Origin of the sequence: Corynebacterium sp. HMSC065D07 (genome assembly GCF_001810695.1) — a bacterium.
In the GTDB taxonomy this organism is placed as follows: domain Bacteria; phylum Actinomycetota; class Actinomycetes; order Mycobacteriales; family Mycobacteriaceae; genus Corynebacterium; species Corynebacterium hesseae.
The window spans coordinates 1-17,001 of the sequence record NZ_KV802425.1; the positions used below are offsets into that span (position 1 = coordinate 1).

A 17,001-nucleotide genomic window follows, 5' to 3' on the forward strand; every position below is an offset into this window, starting at 1 on the left:
AAAAGGCCGAGAAGAAGGAAGAGCCGAAGGCAGAGGAAAAGGCCGAGGAGAAGTCCGAGGCCAAGGCTGAGAAGAAGGACGAGAAGCCGGCCGCGTCCGCTGAGCCGAAGGCTTCCGAGACCTCCACGAAGGTCAATAACGGTGACAACGTCCCGTACGTCACTCCGCTGGTACGCAAGCTGGCTGAGAAGCACGGCGTGGATCTCTCAACCGTCTCTGGCACCGGTGTTGGCGGCCGCATCCGCAAGCAGGACGTGCTGGCCGCTGCTGGCGAGGGTGAGGCACCGGCTTCCTCCGCTAAGGCAGCTTCCAGCAGCCCGCGTGCTCGCTGGTCCACCAAGTCCGTGGATCCGGAGAAGCAGGAGCTCATCGGCACCACCAAGAAGGTCAACCGTATCCGCGAGATCACGGCGTCCAAGATGGTTGAGGCCCTCCAGATCTCCGCTCAGCTGACCCACGTCCAGGAAGTCGATATGACTGCCATCTGGGATATGCGCAAGCAGTCCAAGCAGGCGTTCATTGACAAGTACGAGGCCAACCTCTCCTTCCTGCCGTTCATCGTGAAGGCAACCGTTGAGGCACTGGTGTCCCACCCGAACGTCAACGCTTCCTACAACCCGGAGACCAAGGAGATGACCTACCACACTGACGTCAACGTGGCCATCGCCGTGGACACCCCGAAGGGCCTGCTGACCCCGGTCATCCACAAGGCTCAGGAGCTGACGCTGCCGGAGATCGCTCAGAAGATCGCCGAGCTGGCTGACAAGGCACGCAACAACAAGCTCAAGCCGAACGATTTGACCGGTGCAACCTTCACCGTGACCAACATTGGCTCCGAGGGCGCCCTGCTGGATACCCCGATTCTGGTTCCGCCGCAGGCCGGCATCCTGGGCACCGCCGCTATTACCAAGCGCGCGGTTGTCGTCACCGAGGACGGCCAGGACGCCATCGCTATCCGCCAGATGTGCTACCTGCCGTTCACCTACGACCACCAGGTGGTCGACGGTGCCGACGCTGGTCGCTTCATCACGACCATCAAGGACCGCCTCGAAACTGCAGATTTCGAAGCCGACCTTGACCTCTAAGGCTTCGAAGCCCTCTAAGCCCTAGGCTTGCTCCCCCGCCACTGCGGCGGGGGAGCTTCGTCGTTTTCGCCCTGTTTTCTTCCACCCCGCAAACACAGCTCGGTGACATCGCTCAGTGGCGCCACAACTGCCCTATCTGACAAAACTATTGCCCGGTTTTCAGAGATCGGCGCCAACTTTGTCAGTTAGGCGCGTTTTCTTTATCCGTCTTGCCACCAAGACCCGACAACTGTGACTCAGCACACTAGACTGAGCCGCATGGTTTCTCAGAAGTGGTTTCGCGTCGCACTCGGTATGTTCCTCGTCGCCTGCGGCGCTAATCTCTTCGCCCCCATGGTCGTGGTCTACCAAACCACCACCTCCCTCGGGGTTCTGCAAACGACCTTCCTTTTTGGCATCTATGCCCTCGGCATCATGGTCGCTCTATTCATCGGTGGTCCGCTTTCGGATTCGCTAGGGCGCCGCGCCATCATGCGCCCAGCTGTCCTCACCACCACCGCCGGTTCCCTCGTTTTCCTCACCGGCGCAGGCGGCGCCTTCCTCCCCTTGTTGATCGGCCGCCTGTGCGCCGGTGCCGCCGTGGGCCTCGCCATGTCTTCCGGCGCGGCCTGGATCAAGGAGCTCAGCACACATCTGAGCGTTGGAGCCAAGCGTTCCTCCATAGCCCTGTCGGCCGGTTTCGCATCAGCACCCGGCGTGGCTGGTATCGCCGCCGAGTTCCTCCCCTGGCCCACCGTTGTGCCTTATCTTTTGCACATCGGACTAGCACTCATCGTGGTCCCACTCGTGTGGACGGTGCCGGAACAGCAATCTGCACAGTCAGCTTCGAGGCGCCGTTCATTTGTCCCGACCAGCCTGATTACTCCCCACTACTTACCGGTAGTGGCCTACGCACCATGGGTCTTCGGCTCCGCCACCACCGCCTTTGTGTTCCTGCCCGCGCAGCTCAGCGAGCACCTACGCCACCCCGTTCTTGTCGCCGGCCTGTGCGCGCTTCTCACCATGGGCAGCGGCGTGGTTATCCAGCAACTGGCTGGCCGCATCCGCGTGACCTCGTTCCACGGCATGGCGCTGGCCGCAGTAGGAATGGCACTGTGCCTCGCTGTCCTCGCTGCGGCTCATCATGGTTGGGCAGTTTTTCTCCTGCCTATCGCGGCCATCATCATGGGCAGCTCCTATGGAATCGGCATGCTCAGCGGACTCGCGGAGACCCAAGCCATCGCCGACGCAGAGGAGCTCGGTGCAGCGACGGGGGTGTTTTATTCACTGACCTATCTGGGTTTCTTTGCCCCCTTCATCCTGTCACTTTTGGGCCCTGCTGTTGGCTATTCCACGGCCTTCGTCATCGGCCTCACCGTCGCGGTAGCGACCGCCGTAGCGCTGCGCCTCCATGTCAGGGGTAACCGGGGCTAATGTCATGGCCTACGCCTTATACTTGGGGGCAGTTTAGGTCACACAAACTAACGCCACAAAGGAGATAAAACACATGGATTTCATCTCTCGCCACCTCGGGCCTGATGCGGCCGAGCGTGAGACGATGCTCAAGGCAGTGGGCTATGACAGCGTGGAGGCGCTCGTCGATGCCGCCCTGCCCACCTCCATCCGCGCCACCGAGGCGCTGAACCTCCCGGAGGCTTTGAGCGAAGATGACGCGCAGGCGAAGCTGCGCGAGTACGCCTCCCAGAACGTCGTGCTGAAGTCCTTCTACGGCCAGGGTTATTCCGATACCCTCACCCCGGCGGTCATCCGCCGCGGGCTGCTGGAGGATGCCGGCTGGTACACCGCATACACGCCCTACCAGCCGGAGATTTCCCAGGGCCGCCTCGAAGCCCTGCTCAATTTCCAGACCATGATTGAGTCCCTGACCGGTCTTCCCATCGCGAACGCCTCGCTTCTCGACGAAGCCTCCGCCACCGCCGAAGCCGTCGGCCTCATGGCCCGCGCGGTGAAGAAGGGCCGCCGCGTGCTGCTCGATTCCCGCCTGCACCCGCAGGTTCTCGCCGTCGCCGCCGAGCGTGCACGCGCCATCGAGCTCGAGGTCGAGATTGCTGATGTCCGCGATGGCATCGTCGGCGAAGACCTCGTCGGCGCCGTTCTGGCCTACACCGGAACCGAGGGCGATATCGTCGACCCCCGCGCTGCCATCGAGGAGCTGCACACCCGCGGCGCTCTTGCCGCCGTCGTGGCTGACCCCCTGTCGCTGCTTCTCTTGGAAGCCCCCGGCGAGATGGGCGCGGACGTGGTCCTCGGCTCCTCACAGCGCTTCGGCGTGCCGCTCTTCTTCGGCGGCCCGCACGCGGCCTTCATGTCTGTTACGGACAAGCTCAAGCGCCAGCTGCCCGGCCGCATCGTGGGCGTGTCGAAGGACGCCGCCGGCCGCCCCGCCTACCGCCTCGCGCTGCAGACTCGTGAGCAGCACATCCGCCGCGAGCGCGCGACCTCCAACATCTGCACCGCCCAAGCACTTCTGGCCAACGTGGCCTCCATGTACGCGGTGTACCACGGTCCAGAGGGCCTCAAGGCCATCGCACAACGCGTCCACGACCGCGCGTCTGCTTTCGCTGCGGCAGTCACCGACGCAGGCAAGGACATTGTCTCGCGCGACTTCTTCGACACCGTGACCGTCACCGGCGTGGATGCCGCTGCCATCAAGACCCAGCTGCAGGAGCAGGGCTACCTGGTGCGCACCATCGGCTCGGACAAGGTCTCGGTCTCCTTCGGCGAGTCCTCCACCGGCGAGGATGTCAACATCCTCGCCGCTGCCTTCGGCGCCGAGTCCTCCGCTAACTCCGAGCCAGCCGCGTCTGGCTCCTTCGAGATTCCGTCCTCCGTCCAGCGCGCCGAGGCCCCGCTGCAGCACGAGATCTTCAACTCCATCCACTCCGAGACCCAGATGCTGCGCTATCTGCGCACCTTGGCGGATAAGGACCTGGCCCTGGACCGCACGATGATCCCTCTGGGCTCGTGCACGATGAAGCTCAACCCCACCGCCGCGATGGAGCCCATCTCCTGGCCGGAATTCGCCGGCATCCACCCGTATGCCCCGGAGGAGACCACCGCGGGCTGGCGCGCGCTCATCGAGGAGCTCGAGTCCTGGCTCGCCGAGATTACCGGCTACGCCCAGGTCTCCATCCAGCCCAACGCCGGCTCCCAGGGCGAGCTGGCCGGCCTTCTGGCCATTCGCCGCTACCACGTGGCCAACGGCGATCACGGCCGCGATGTCATCCTCATCCCGGCCTCCGCGCACGGCACCAATGCGGCCTCGGCCACCTTGGCCAACCTGCGCGTCGTCGTGGTCAAGACCGCCGACGATGGCTCGATTGACCTCGCCGACCTCGACGCCAAGATTGAGCAGCATGGCGAGCACATCGCCGGCATCATGATTACCTACCCCTCCACCCACGGCGTCTTCGACCCCGAGGTACGCGAGGTTTGCGACAAGGTCCACGCGGCCGGCGGCCAGGTCTACATCGACGGCGCCAACATGAACGCGCTAGCCGGTTGGGCCCGTCCGGGTGCCTTCGGCGGCGATGTGTCCCACCTGAACCTGCACAAGACCTTCACCATCCCGCACGGCGGCGGTGGCCCGGGTGTGGGCCCGGTGGGCGTCGCCAAGCACTTGGTGCCCTTCCTGCCGGCCGATGCCAATGATCCCAAGCTGGATCCCTCGCAACCGACTGCGGAGACCACCGGCGTGCCGTCCACCGCATCGCGCTACGGTTCCGCCGGCGTGCTGCCAATTTCCTGGTCCTACCTGGCCATGATTGGCGCCCAAGGACTCACAGAGGCCACGAGCCACGCCATCCTCGGCGCGAACTACCTGGCGCAGAGCCTGAAGGATTCCTTCCCTGTGCTCTACACGGGCAATGCCGGCCTCGTGGCTCACGAGTGCATCTTTGACCTGCGCGAGCTGACCGACGCCTCCGGCGTCACCGCTGCCGACGTGGCCAAGCGCCTCGTGGACTACGGCTTCCACGCGCCGACCCTCTCCTTCCCGGTGGCCGGCACCCTCATGGTGGAGCCCACCGAGTCCGAGGACCTGGGTGAGCTGGACCGCTTCATCGAGGCCATGCGCTCCATCCGCGCCGAAATCCAGGAGATCATCGACGGCCAGGTGGCCTACGAGGACTCCGTCATCCACCATGCCCCGTTCAACGCCGAATCCGTCGCGGCCGACGAGTGGGACTTCGCCTTCACCCGCCAGCAGGCCGCCTACCCGGTAACTTCGCTGCGCGCCAACAAGTACTTCCCGCCGGTGCGCCGCATCGACGAGGCTTATGGTGACCGCAACCTGGTGTGCACCTGCCCGCCGCCAGAGGCTTTTGACTACTCCGACGAGAACCAGGAGGTTTAATCAATGACTGACTACCTGCACTCCCCGCTGCACGCTGAACACGAGAAGCTCGGCGCCACTTTCACACCCTTCGGGCCGTGGGAGATGCCGCTGAAGTATGACAATGAGCTTGAGGAGCACCGCGCGGTGCGCAATGCTGCGGGCCTCTTCGACCTGTCCCACATGGGTGAAATCTGGGTCAACGGCCCGGACGCCGCCGAGTTCCTGTCCTACTGCTTCATCTCCAACCTGGTTCCCCTCAAGGTGGGCAAGGCCAAGTACTCCATGATCTGCGCCGAGGATGGCGGCATCATGGATGATCTCATCACCTACCGCTTGGAGGAGACCAAGTTCCTCGTCGTGCCGAATGCCGGCAACGCCGATACCGTGTGGGAGGCTCTCAACGAGCGCGCCGAGGGCTTCGACGTAGACCTGAAGAACGAGTCCCGCGATGTGGCCATGATTGCTGTCCAGGGCCCGAAGGCACTGGAGATCCTCGTTCCGCTGGTGGAGGACACCAAGCAACAGGCAGTGATGGACCTTCCCTACTACGCCGCCATGACCGGCAAGGTAGCGCGCAAGTACGCTTTCATCTGCCGTACCGGCTACACCGGCGAGGACGGCTTCGAGCTCATCGTCTACAACTCCGATGCCCCAGAACTGTGGGAGGAGCTGCTCAAGGCCGGCGAGGAGTACGGCATCAAGCCCTGCGGCCTGGCCGCGCGCGACTCCCTGCGCTTGGAGGCTGGCATGCCGCTTTACGGCAACGAGCTCACCCGTGACATCACCCCGGTGGAGGCCGGCATGTCCCGCGCCTTTGCCAAGAAGGAGCAGGACTTCGTGGGTGCAAAGGTGCTGCGCCAGCGCGCCGAGGAGGGTCCGCAGGCCGTTATTACCGGCCTGGTTTCCTCGCAGCGCCGCGCCGCCCGCGCCGGAGCGGAGGTCTTCGTCGGTGAGAACAAGGTGGGCACGGTGACCTCCGGCCAGCCCTCCCCCACCCTGGGCCACCCTGTCGCGCTCGCGCTCATCGATACCGCCGCAGGCTTGGAGGCTGGCGACGCCGTGGAGATCGACATCCGCGGCAAGCGCTACCCCTTCGAAGTGTCCGCGCTGCCCTTCTACAAGCGCGAGAAGTAAACTCCACTACTGAATCCATCTACCGAAAGGACATCCCTTCTCATGGCTAATCTTCCTTCCGATTTTTCCTACTCCAAGGACCACGAGTGGATTAACGCAGCTGCTGATTCCGTTGTCGGTTCCACCGTCCGCGTCGGCATCACCTCCGTGGCCACCGACCGCCTGGGTGAGGTCGTCTTCGCCGAGCTGCCGGCCGTGGGCGATACCGTCGAGCACGGCGAGACCTGTGGTGAGGTCGAGTCCACCAAGTCCGTGTCTGACCTCTACTCCCCGGTCACCGGTACCGTGACCGCCGTCAACGAGGGTGTGCACGATGACTACGCCGTCATCAACAACGACCCCTTCGGTGAGGGCTGGCTCTTCGAGGTCGAGGTCACCGAGGCTGGCGAGCTGATGACCGCTGAGGAGTACGCCTCCGCCAACGGCGTGGCCTAAATCTGCGCTTGAACAGCGCGCATTCAGCCCCTTTCTGGCTGAATCTTCGCGGGGACTAGCATGGGTATCCATGACTGCTCCCCGCGAACCTTTCTTTCCCGCCAACCGCTCCATCCGCGCTTCTGACGAGCCACTGGAGATCCGCCGCTTGGGCCGCATGGGTTACCAAGAAGCATGGGATCTGCAGGCCGAGCTCGCCGCGGCACGCGCGGCGGGCACGCAGGGTGATGTCATCCTCGTGGTGGAGCACCCCAATGTTTACACCGCCGGCAAGCGCACGCAGCCGGAGGATATGCCAGATAACGGCCTGCCGGTCATTGACGTTGACCGCGGCGGGCGCATTACTTGGCACGGCGAGGGCCAGCTGGTGGTCTACCCCATTATCAAGCTGGCGGAGCCGGTGGACGTCGTGGACTATGTTCGCCGCCTCGAGGAAGCCATCATCCAAGCCGTCCGCGAACTCGGAGTGAGCACCGCCGGGCGCATCGATGGCCGCTCGGGCGTATGGGTTCCGTCCACCACGCGCGCCGCCGATCCGGCCGCCCCGAAGCGCGACCGCAAACTGGGTGCCTTGGGCATCCGCGTTACCCGCGGCGTGACCATGCACGGCCTCGCCCTCAATTGCACCAATACCCTGGAGTACTACGAGCACATCGTGGCCTGCGGCATCGACGATGCCGACGTGTCCACGCTCTCGCTGGAGCTTGGCCGCGAGGTCACCATTCAGGAAGCGGAAGCGCCGCTTCTCGACGCCCTCCTCAAAGCCCTCTCAGGTGAACTCACCGTGGCCGACCACACCTTCGCCTCGGCGCCTGATCCCATCAAGGTGGCCAACGAGAAGGCACGCCAAGCCCGCAAAGCAGCAGAGGGAAAGTAGAAGATACCCTCGGTGGAATAAACCCGGCTCTCGCAGGACTTGTATTAGGAAGAGCTAACCCCAACGCGTAAAGTGAGGTTCCGTGACTGTTAAGCCTGAAGGACGCAAGATGCTCCGCATTGAGAAGAAAAATGCGGAGTCGCCCATCGAACAGAAGCCACGCTGGATCCGCAACCAGGTTCGCACCGGACCGGGTTATGAGGACATGAAATCCCGCGTATCCGGAGCTTCCCTACACACCGTGTGTCAGGAGGCCGGCTGCCCCAATATTCACGAGTGCTGGGAATCGCGTGAGGCTACCTTCCTCATCGGCGGTGACAAGTGCACCCGCCGCTGCGATTTCTGCGATATCGCCACCGGCAAGCCGGAGGAATTGGACCGCGACGAACCGCGCCGCGTGGCCGAGAACATCCAGGAGATGGATCTCAACTACACCACCATCACCGGCGTGACCCGCGATGATCTTCCCGACGAGGGCGCCTGGCTCTACGCCGAGGTTGTGCGCAAAATTCATGAGCTCAACCCGCACACCGGCGTGGAGAACCTCACCCCGGACTTCTCCGGTAAGCCGGATTTGCTCCAAGAGGTTTTTGAAGCCCGCCCTGAGGTCTTCGCCCACAACCTGGAGACGGTGCCGCGCATCTTCAAGCGCATCCGCCCGGCCTTCCGCTATGAGCGTTCTCTCGACGTCATCCGCCAGGCTCACGATTTTGGTTTGATCACCAAGTCCAACCTCATCCTGGGCATGGGCGAAACCGCCGAGGAGATCGAGGAAGCCCTTCGCGATCTCCGCGAAGTCGGCTGCGACATCATCACGATTACCCAGTACCTGCGCCCCGGTCCGCGCTTCCACCCCATCGAGCGCTGGGTACGCCCAGAGGAGTTCGTGGAGCACTCCAAGCTGGCCAAGGAACTGGGCTTCGGTGGCGTCATGTCCGGCCCGCTGGTCCGCTCCTCCTACCGCGCTGGCCGCCTCTACGTGCAGGCCATGGAGGCCCGCGGCCTCGAGCTTCCGGAGAACCTCAAGCACTTGGCTGAGACTTCCCAGGGTGCTACCGCCCAGGAGGCCTCCACGCTTCTGGAGAAGTACGGCCCCTCCGAGGAGACTCCGGTGACCACACGCATGGTTAAGACCCCGGCTGGTGCAGCGAACCCGAACTCTGCGGCGTCCACTATTCGCTAGTTCGATTCTCTTTTTGACCCTCTGACCTCTAAAGTAGGAGCCATGGCTAACGACGACAAGGCATCGCTGAAGGAAGCGAAGAAGCAGGAGCGCGCAGCAAAGCGCGCCCAGCGCAAGCAGAACTGGTCACAGATGTGGCAAGCGTTCAACATGCAGCGCAAGCAGGACAAGGCGCTCATCCCCATCATGCTGGCTGCATTCTTGGGCATGGGCTTGCTCTTCTTCCTTATCGGCACGCTCTTCAACGGCCAGTGGTTCATGCTCATCCTGGGCTTGGGCATCGGCGCCATCCTGGCCATGTTCCTGTTTACCCGCCGACTCGAGCGCGATATGTACAAGAAGGTGGAGGATCAGCCTGGCGCCGCCGGCTGGGCCTTGGAGCAGCAGCTGCGCAACACCGTCGGTGTGGTGTGGAAGGTCAAGACTGGTGTGGCCGCTACCCGCCAGCAGGACCTTATCCACCGCGTTATCGGCAACTCGGGCGTCATCTTCGTCGTCGAGGGCGACCGCAAGCGCGTCGGCCCTACTCTTAACCGCTTGAAGAAGCGCGTGGACCGTATGGCCGGCGGCGTGCCGGTGTACGAGGTCTTCGTGGGCAATGGCGAGGACGAGGTTCCCGTGTCTAAGCTGCGCAGCCACATTATGAAGCTGCCGCGCAACTACAACAAGAACGAAACCTACGACAACATTCGCCGCATCGAGGCTATGGATGATCTGCCAGGCACCACCCCGGGTCTGCCCAAGGGCCCGATGCCCCGCCAGGCTCAGAACATGGCGGGCATGAACCGCCGTATGCGCCGTATGCAGGAGCGCAAGGGCGGCAAATAAGCCACTAGCTCCAAGCACATCAAGGGTCCCTTCCGAGAGTTCGGAAGGGACCTTTTACGTTGCCTTCGAAGCCCCCGGCCTTGTTGCCTCACGCACCCCAGCAGCTTTATTGCTGGTCCCAACAGCCTTAGGCCATGATGACGGCGGTGCCGGTGGCGCGGTCGTGGAGGCCGCGGCCGTCGGCGTCGACCATCGCTGCGGGAAACAGCACGGCGGTCAGCAAAGTACGGACCACCGCACGCCACAGGCCGACGGAAGTGCCTGGCACGTCGAGGCGCGCCACGCCCATACCGAGCAACGCCATGCCCGGGGTGCGGGCGAACAGCCACCCGCACACGATGCCCATGACTACCCACACTGCATAACCCAGGAAGGCGGGACCGCCCAGATTGTCGGTGAAGAGCTCGAGAACGTTGGCAATGATCATGGCCAAAATCCAGTCAATTAACACGCCGAACGTACGCCGCATTACCGATGCCAGGGCACCTGGCCCTTCCTTGGGCAAGCCCAATGCCTGCCCAGGCCACTGCCCCGACCCGATGCCATCGTTGTTATCTGCCATGCCCACCAATCTAGCCGCCGTCCATCCCGAGCAGAAATTTTGCCTTCAGGTGCCCACGCGTCCCAGTGATGCAGCCAATACCTGTAAACTAGTCGGGAGTACTACACGTCAACCAACAGGAGACCACCGTGTCCTTTGAGACAATCCAGGACGTCATCACATTCATCAAGGAAGAGGACGTCAAGTTCGTTGACATCCGGTTTACGGACGTCCCCGGCACCGAGCACCACTTCTCTATTCCGGCCGAGGAATTTACTGAAGACGCAGCCGCCGACGGCCTCGCCTTCGATGGCTCTTCCATCCGCGGATTCACCACCATCGATGAGTCCGATATGACGCTGTTGCCGGATCCGAAGACTGCCTTCGTGGACCCCTTCCGCACCGCGAAGACCCTGAACATCAAGTTCTTCGTCCACGACCCGTTCACCCTGGAGCCCTTTAGCCGCGACCCGCGCAACATCGCGCGCAAGGCCGAGGAATACCTCTCCTCCACCGGCATCGCGGATACCTGTAACTTCGGCGCTGAAGCTGAGTTCTACATCTTTGACTCCGTTCGCTACGGCACCGATGTCCACAACGGCTTCTACGAGGTTGATACCGACGAGGGCTGGTGGAACCGCGGCTCTGAGACCAACTTCGACGGCACCCCGAACACCGGTTTCAAGACTCGCGTGAAGGGCGGCTACTTCCCGACGGCACCCGTCGACAAGCACGGCGAGGTCCGCGATGCCATGGTGGAGCAGCTGCAGAAGGCTGGTTTCACCATCGAGCGCTTCCACCACGAGGTGGGCAGCGGTCAGAACGAGATTAACTACCGCTTCAACTCCCTGCTGCACGCGGCTGATGATATTCAGACCTTCAAGTACATCATCAAGAACACCGCGGAACAGTTCGGCAAGACCGTAACCTTTATGCCCAAGCCGCTGGCTGGCGATAATGGTTCCGGTATGCACGCCCACATGTCCCTGTGGCAGGACGGCAAACCGCTCTTCCACGATGAGGCTGGCTACGCTGGTCTGTCCGACATGGCTCGCTACTACATCGGCGGCATCCTGGCCCACGCACCGGCTGTGCTGGCGTTCACGAACCCCACCCTAAACTCCTACCACCGCCTGGTTCCGGGCTTCGAGGCGCCGATTAACCTGGTGTACTCGCAGCGCAACCGCTCGGCTGCCATCCGCATCCCGATCACCGGCTCCAACCCGAAGGCCAAGCGCATCGAGTTCCGCGCTCCGGATCCGTCGGGCAACCCCTACTTCGGTTTCGCTGCCATGATGATGGCGGGCCTCGACGGCATCAAGAACCGCATCGAGCCGCACGCTCCGGTGGACAAGGACCTCTACGAGCTGCCGCCGGCAGAGGCCGCCTCCATCCCGCAGGCACCGACCTCCCTGGAGGCCTCCATCGCAGCACTCGAGGAAGACAACGACTTCCTCACCGAGGGCGATGTCTTCTCCGAGGACCTCATCGAGACCTACATCAACTACAAGCGCGAGAACGAGATTGCGCCGGTCCGCCTGCGTCCGACTCCGCAGGAATTTGAGATGTACTACGATTGTTAGAGGTAAAAGGGCCATTCGCGTAACTGACCTGGTGTTATTTGCGAAACTGGTCAGAAACAGCAATCCCCCGGTATCCAACATGGAAACCGGGGGTTTCGCCGTTGCTGGCCGTGAAATCGGGGGCGGGTTTTGGGACGAACCGGGCTATTTTCAGTACCTAGCCAGCACTTCGAGACCGTGGCCCTGATGGGCGACGGCCTTAGGCAACTTCCTTGCTTGGGCGTGGCGGAGCGTTGGGTCCGGCAATGTCGATAAAGTCCACCGCCTGTTTCTTCCACGGTTTGCCACCGCCCGGATTTGTCGGTGGCGGTGTGACAAGCCCGTCACGAAGCCGCTTGAGGTAGTTGATGTAAAGACGAACGTTCGACGCCACCACCGCCAGCACAGTACGCAGCGCCACGCCTGTAAAACCACGCATGGCCTTCTTGGTTCTATCCCCTGTGCCAAGGTGCGACTCGCCCTTGATAAACGCGTTCGCCGCCTCATTCCTTGCACGGTAGACCTTGTACAGTGCCCTCCAATCCTCGGTATACGCGGCAGGTCCTTGCTGGTGGTACTTGTTAAAGCGCGTGGCGTCGGGGTCGTTGACACCTACGGAGACAGACTTTTGACGGCACACATCACCGCATGACTTTTGGCTTGGTACCTGGCGTACCGACAGTGGTAGCGCCGGGTTTCCGGCAGCACCTTTTCGTGCCGCGTTCTTTTTCGCCTGCTCGTCGTTTTTACGCAGCGGGCACGCCACCTTGCCAGATAATGCGGGACACGAAAACCGCACGGTGCCGTCTTTTTCGGCTTCCTTAATGTCGAGTTGCAACCGCTTGCGCTGCTCTAGTGCTTGCGCAAACTGTTCCTCTGTAATGTGTCCTTTATCGAACTCGCCTTTTGGGTCGAGTAGGTCCTTGCGCTTGGCAATCGCCGGGCAATACCCAGTGCCGTCCACCAGTGTCACGCCACGATATGCAGCGGACACACCCTTGGTCTCCGCCCTGTTTGGTACTTCACCGACCAATTTCCAGCCCTTCTCCCGCATAGGAATCTGGTAATGCTCGGCCTTCGACAGCGGGTAATACGCCATGTCGGTGACTGCATAGCGCCGGGGCAGGTTCGTCCTTTCCAAATGGGCCAGCGCCACACGAGCGTTGTAGCCCGGCTTGTAGCCCGGCCTATCCAACGACAGACCGACCACAGGCGCTGGCAGGGATTTGCCGAACTCCCCACCGACAGCAACAACGGCGGTGGCCTCAAACGCCCAGGCAGACTTCTTGATGTTCTCAACACCGCTAACACCATCGCCCTTGTGGTCGCCATTGCGGATATACCACCCTGCTTCCGGCGTAGACGGTTCACGGCGAGAACGAGCGGTGCGCCCGTAGCCGGTGACTTCAATTGGTGTGCCGTCAATGGCAATATCCCCGTCCCAGCCGTCAAACATGTTCTCGTTGAGCACCTTCGCACTCGCCAGTGCCAGCATGGACATGAAAATCGAGGTACGTGCGTGGCGCGACGCCACAAACTCGGGGTCCCGGCTGGCCTCAAGTTCGGCGTATTCTTCCTTGCTCAACCGGCGCCAGTGTGGTGTTTCCGGGAACGGGTCAATCACGTCGCGCACGCGGTATCGCAGGGTCCGCCAGAGCCGGTCGTACCACGTGGTCGCAGTGCGAGAGTCCCACTTGCGCAGGTCAATGTCGAGGGCATTCCACGCCTTGCCGTCGAGACGGTAGCGCAGAATCTCGGAGGACTCGCGGACGAACATCGGTTTACCCAGCAGTGCCGGGAGAATGAACAGAATCAACGCGGCGCGCACCGGAATGTGCGCGGGTCGGCCACCCAGGCCACGCCCGGCGCGGTCCGCGCTATCCCATTCGGCTAGTTGCTCAACCACACCGGAGGTGTCCACCACGTCGGTTGCAATTTTCAGCATATCGAGCGAAATGGTGCCCTCGTAGGTTGCCGGGTTGTGCGTTGTCATGGTGTTCACCTCCCTCGGTTGTGTGGTTCGTCCCTGGTCTGTGTTCGGTTATTCGGCGATGTGGAGGCTTGGGTACGGCGTTCGCCGCAGCAGCGCACGCGCCTGCTCGGCTGGCACCTCGGCGGTGTGGTACCACCGCGCGTAGTGCTGTAGGTCCGTCAGTCCCGCTGCCTGGCAGACCACGGCCTCGGGCACGTTGTGGTGGAGGTGGCCGACAATCCACGTTGTGCGCAGCCGCCGCGTATCCAGTGCCACCGCGTGCGGTTTGCCAATACGGCCAAGAATCGCGGCCACGGACTCCGTGGTGGCGTGCGCGCGGTTCGGCCAGAGCACCAGACCGTGCACGCCGACGTTGCCCGCCGCGTCGCGCACGACCTGTTCCCACTCGGCTAACACCGGTACCTCACGCGGCGCGGTGTCGCGGTAGCCGTGGGCGGTGATGGTGACACCGCCGTCGCTGTGGACGGTGACGTCGCGCCCGCACAGCCGTGCCATTTCACCGGCGCGAAGCCCGGCACCCAGGCCGAGTGCGAGCGTGAGCGTGGCACCGGCGCGCTGGTAGTCAGTGGACAACCCCTGTGCCCATTGAGCCAGGAAGTGCTGTTCCTGCTCGGTATAGGGCGCGTCTGGTGCTTTGTAGCCGTACTTGGTGGTGCGGTCGTCAAACGGCCAGTTCGGGTTGAGTTCGCGGCCCAGTCGGTACAGCAGGGACCGGCGCACGCCCTTGGCCCTGTCGGTCAATCCGGTCTGCGAGACGACGTATTCCACCACCAGCGGGTCGAACACGTCCGCGTAGGTCAGTTCCCCACCGACCTGGTTGAGTGTCACGTGTGCTGCCTGTGCCACCGCCAGCATGGTTAATCGCAGCGTGGCCCGGTCCGGTTCGGTTGGTATCACGTGTTCGAGGGTCACGGACTGCGTGAAGTCGCGGACCTGTACCCAGTCGTCCTTGTTCATCGAGCGCGGTGTGTAGTGCAGCGCCGCGTCGCGTAGTTCGTCCCTAGTTCCCATGTTGGTCACTCCCCTTGCCCTGCAACGTTTCTTAAAAGAAACACTACGCGGCAACCCCGACGCCGGACGACCTACTCGAACACCGATTAGAACATGCCTGCTCAACGGGGTCACTTGCCAACCTCCCCTGTGTCGGAGACCACGCGAAGGTGCCCATAACCGGGCCGCGTGTGGCCCTCCAACGGCGGGACGACAATGCCGGAGTAGTCGGCGTCGAATCGCAAGGCCACAATCGCGGCCCGGCAAATCTGCGCGTAGTTCGAGCGCGGTTCCAACTCGGCAACCTCCACCCCATCGCGCAACTGCATGACCACCCACGTGTCAATGAGCCTTGTCGGTTTCAGGTCGAACCCGAGTGGCTGCATGTTTGTAAATGGAAACGCCTGGCTGGCACCATTGACCCCACGCTCGTACAGACTCGCCACGGCCGCACGTGCTTCGGGACGAACCGGGACCTGCTCGCCGTCCACGCGCACGAACTCGCCGTGCGAGTCGAGGTCGCTGGTCCTAAGTGCTCTACGCTGCGAGGTCCGCAAGCCCGCGCCGATGGTCAGTGCCACCGCAAACGTGGCCCGCTCGCGGCTCTGTGTCGTCGGTGCGACTTCCAACCAGTCACAGACCTTGCGCAACTCGTCCGGCGAAAGCGGCCGCGACTCTGGCACAGTCTTGTGGACCTGAAACGGGCGTGTTCGCGGCAGTTCCGACAACTCGCGTGCCGCCATGCGCGGGTCCGGTGAGGTCCACGCCCAACACAACCGCAGCAGTGAACGCTCGTGGCGTGCCGGCGGGTTTTCTCGCACTTGTTCGGCCACCCACCAGTCCACGAGGTCGTGGTTGAACAGGTCGTGTACGTCGTCCTCATTGACACTGCCCCAGACCTGCTTCACGCTGGTCAAATAGCGCGCAAGCAAACCACCGACGGTTTGCAACCGCTTGCGGGTATCAATCCCCCGTACGGGTCCGTCATGCCCGAAGGCCACACCACACAGCAGCACGTGCTGTATCACCCCGGCCACATCATCGGTGACCTTGTTGCGCCGTGGCCGGTAGCGGCGGGCCTGGTCTTCCAGTGTTCCTAGTCCGGTCATTACGCCCACCTGTTTCGGCGTGTTAGCAGCATGTTTCGTGTCCCCCTACGGCATACTGTGGCCGTGCCAGAGTCACCCCGTTCACCCCGCGCGCTGTACCCGGCGTGGCCGCATGACGAGCACGTGACCAACCCCACCCACGAGGTCGTACAGCGCTTTGCCCGCGCTGTGGAACGGCTGACACTACAGACCTCGACAAGTGATGTGGCACGCAAGTGCAACGTGCCGGTAGCCACCGTGTCGAGTGTGGTACGCGGTGCAGCGTGGCCGAGCGCGCTCACGCTCGCCAAGTTGGAGCACGGCACCGGCCACCACCTGTGGCGGGTTCGGGAGAAGAAACATCGCATATCCCCACAGTGACCGCCGAGCCGCGAGATAACTAGCACACACGACCACCTTCCGGCGAGCCGGAAAGCATTGTGCTACATAACTGACCTATCCTGGGTTTCACCCACGGCCCCGACACTCAAATAAGGAAAACATGAACCGCGAAACCGTCTTTATCATCTACGTATCAGACATAGACACCTCCGTCGGTTTCTATAGCGACCTACTCGAACTAAAGACCGACTTCGTCTCTCCGCGTTATGTGACGTTCTCATTGAGCGATGGTGTGTCGCTCGCGTTGTGGACCGGCAACGCAGACGCCCTGGAGGGAGCGGTAGGACGCACATCGGAAGTGTGCATGAACGTTCCGGCCGCCCAGGTATCCTCCGTGTTCGAGCGATGGAAAGAGCAGGGAGTCACCATTGTCCGCGAACCGTACGAGGAAGTTTTCGGTACTACATTCGTAGCGACCGACCCGGACGGCAATCTCCTCCGAGTAGCACCAATCGACTAGAGCAACGCAGCCCCGCCCAACGCAGCGGGGTTTTCTCTTGCCCACAGCCACGCCACAACCGCCACCCCGTTTCTTTCGGGACACGAG

Annotated in this window: 15 protein-coding genes; 11 read left to right on the forward strand and 4 right to left on the reverse strand. The window is 62.7% G+C overall.

Annotated features, from left to right (window positions below):
* From sucB to HMPREF2760_RS01740, 8 genes are all read left to right on the forward strand, one after another.
* Positions 1-1,085, forward strand: a 1,085-nt coding sequence (sucB, locus tag HMPREF2760_RS01705; RefSeq protein ID WP_070596479.1) for a 2-oxoglutarate dehydrogenase, E2 component, dihydrolipoamide succinyltransferase, incomplete at its 5' end; no start/stop codon positions are given.
* 258 nt (positions 1,086-1,343) lie between these two features.
* Positions 1,344-2,498, forward strand: coding sequence for an MFS transporter (locus HMPREF2760_RS01710; RefSeq protein WP_070596480.1), 1,155 nt, complete (start codon positions 1,344-1,346; stop codon positions 2,496-2,498).
* A gap of 73 nt (positions 2,499-2,571) precedes the next feature.
* Positions 2,572-5,439 carry an aminomethyl-transferring glycine dehydrogenase gene (gene gcvP / locus HMPREF2760_RS01715; protein ID WP_070596481.1) on the forward strand — a complete coding sequence of 956 codons (2,868 nt, stop codon included), beginning with the start codon at positions 2,572-2,574 and terminating at the stop codon, positions 5,437-5,439.
* Positions 5,440-5,442: 3 nt separating this feature from the next.
* Positions 5,443-6,555 (forward strand): glycine cleavage system aminomethyltransferase GcvT, encoded by a 1,113-nt coding sequence (gcvT, locus tag HMPREF2760_RS01720; protein ID WP_070596482.1) that lies wholly within the window; start codon positions 5,443-5,445, stop codon positions 6,553-6,555.
* A gap of 42 nt (positions 6,556-6,597) precedes the next feature.
* Positions 6,598-6,990, forward strand: a complete 393-nt coding sequence (gcvH, locus tag HMPREF2760_RS01725; protein ID WP_070596483.1) for a glycine cleavage system protein GcvH — start codon at positions 6,598-6,600, stop codon at positions 6,988-6,990.
* 70 nt (positions 6,991-7,060) lie between these two features.
* Positions 7,061-7,867, forward strand: coding sequence for a lipoyl(octanoyl) transferase LipB (gene lipB / locus HMPREF2760_RS01730; RefSeq protein ID WP_070596484.1), 807 nt, complete (start codon positions 7,061-7,063; stop codon positions 7,865-7,867).
* A gap of 109 nt (positions 7,868-7,976) precedes the next feature.
* Positions 7,977-9,050, forward strand: coding sequence for a lipoyl synthase (lipA, locus tag HMPREF2760_RS01735; protein WP_070596485.1), 1,074 nt, complete (start codon positions 7,977-7,979; stop codon positions 9,048-9,050).
* Positions 9,051-9,092: 42 nt separating this feature from the next.
* Entirely contained in the window at positions 9,093-9,878 is a 786-nt protein-coding gene (locus HMPREF2760_RS01740; RefSeq protein ID WP_070596486.1) for a DUF4191 domain-containing protein, read from the forward strand.
* A gap of 127 nt (positions 9,879-10,005) precedes the next feature.
* On the opposite strand, the gene HMPREF2760_RS01745 is transcribed toward HMPREF2760_RS01740, so the two are convergent.
* The gene (locus HMPREF2760_RS01745; protein WP_070520142.1) at positions 10,006-10,440 is read right to left on the reverse strand and encodes an RDD family protein; all 435 of its coding nucleotides are present in this window, start codon (positions 10,438-10,440) and stop codon (positions 10,006-10,008) included.
* 128 nt (positions 10,441-10,568) lie between these two features.
* On the opposite strand from HMPREF2760_RS01745, the gene glnA reads away from it, so the two are divergent.
* Entirely contained in the window at positions 10,569-12,002 is a 1,434-nt protein-coding gene (gene glnA, locus HMPREF2760_RS01750; RefSeq protein ID WP_070530146.1) for a type I glutamate--ammonia ligase, read from the forward strand.
* Positions 12,003-12,201: 199 nt separating this feature from the next.
* Here glnA and HMPREF2760_RS01755 read toward each other — a convergent pair whose 3' ends face one another.
* The 3 genes from HMPREF2760_RS01755 to HMPREF2760_RS01765 form a co-directional block, all read right to left on the reverse strand.
* Positions 12,202-13,974: a hypothetical protein gene (locus tag HMPREF2760_RS01755; protein ID WP_070596487.1), complete on the reverse strand. Its 1,773-nt coding sequence runs from the start codon at positions 13,972-13,974 to the stop codon at positions 12,202-12,204.
* Positions 13,975-14,022: 48 nt separating this feature from the next.
* Positions 14,023-14,871 carry a site-specific integrase gene (locus tag HMPREF2760_RS01760; RefSeq protein ID WP_148138831.1) on the reverse strand — a complete coding sequence of 283 codons (849 nt, stop codon included), beginning with the start codon at positions 14,869-14,871 and terminating at the stop codon, positions 14,023-14,025.
* Positions 14,872-15,095: 224 nt separating this feature from the next.
* Positions 15,096-16,073: a hypothetical protein gene (locus HMPREF2760_RS01765; RefSeq protein WP_070596489.1), complete on the reverse strand. Its 978-nt coding sequence runs from the start codon at positions 16,071-16,073 to the stop codon at positions 15,096-15,098.
* 63 nt (positions 16,074-16,136) lie between these two features.
* Here HMPREF2760_RS01765 and HMPREF2760_RS12700 point away from each other — a divergent pair, with 63 nt between their 5' ends.
* Together HMPREF2760_RS12700 and HMPREF2760_RS01770 are read left to right on the forward strand one after the other, a co-directional pair.
* Positions 16,137-16,433 carry a helix-turn-helix domain-containing protein gene (locus tag HMPREF2760_RS12700; RefSeq protein ID WP_148138834.1) on the forward strand — a complete coding sequence of 99 codons (297 nt, stop codon included), beginning with the start codon at positions 16,137-16,139 and terminating at the stop codon, positions 16,431-16,433.
* A gap of 121 nt (positions 16,434-16,554) precedes the next feature.
* Positions 16,555-16,914, forward strand: coding sequence for a VOC family protein (locus HMPREF2760_RS01770; RefSeq protein WP_070596490.1), 360 nt, complete (start codon positions 16,555-16,557; stop codon positions 16,912-16,914).
* Positions 16,915-17,001 lie beyond the last annotated feature (87 nt).

Excerpts from the sequence above, each read along its gene's own strand:
- HMPREF2760_RS01710 (WP_070596480.1), top strand. The coding sequence starts at position 1,344 with ATGGTTTCTCAGAAGTGGTTTCGCGTCGCACTCGGTATGTTCCTCGTC.
- gcvP (WP_070596481.1), top strand. The coding sequence starts at position 2,572 with ATGGATTTCATCTCTCGCCACCTCGGGCCTGATGCGGCCGAGCGTGAG.
- gcvT (WP_070596482.1), top strand. The coding sequence starts at position 5,443 with ATGACTGACTACCTGCACTCCCCGCTGCACGCTGAACACGAGAAGCTC.
- gcvH (WP_070596483.1), top strand. The coding sequence starts at position 6,598 with ATGGCTAATCTTCCTTCCGATTTTTCCTACTCCAAGGACCACGAGTGG.
- lipB (WP_070596484.1), top strand. The coding sequence starts at position 7,061 with ATGACTGCTCCCCGCGAACCTTTCTTTCCCGCCAACCGCTCCATCCGC.
- lipA (WP_070596485.1), top strand. The coding sequence starts at position 7,977 with ATGCTCCGCATTGAGAAGAAAAATGCGGAGTCGCCCATCGAACAGAAG.
- HMPREF2760_RS01740 (WP_070596486.1), top strand. The coding sequence starts at position 9,093 with ATGGCTAACGACGACAAGGCATCGCTGAAGGAAGCGAAGAAGCAGGAG.
- HMPREF2760_RS01745 (WP_070520142.1), bottom strand. The coding sequence starts at position 10,440 with ATGGCAGATAACAACGATGGCATCGGGTCGGGGCAGTGGCCTGGGCAG.
- HMPREF2760_RS01755 (WP_070596487.1), bottom strand. The coding sequence starts at position 13,974 with ATGACAACGCACAACCCGGCAACCTACGAGGGCACCATTTCGCTCGAT.
- HMPREF2760_RS01765 (WP_070596489.1), bottom strand. The coding sequence starts at position 16,073 with ATGACCGGACTAGGAACACTGGAAGACCAGGCCCGCCGCTACCGGCCA.
- HMPREF2760_RS01770 (WP_070596490.1), top strand. The coding sequence starts at position 16,555 with ATGAACCGCGAAACCGTCTTTATCATCTACGTATCAGACATAGACACC.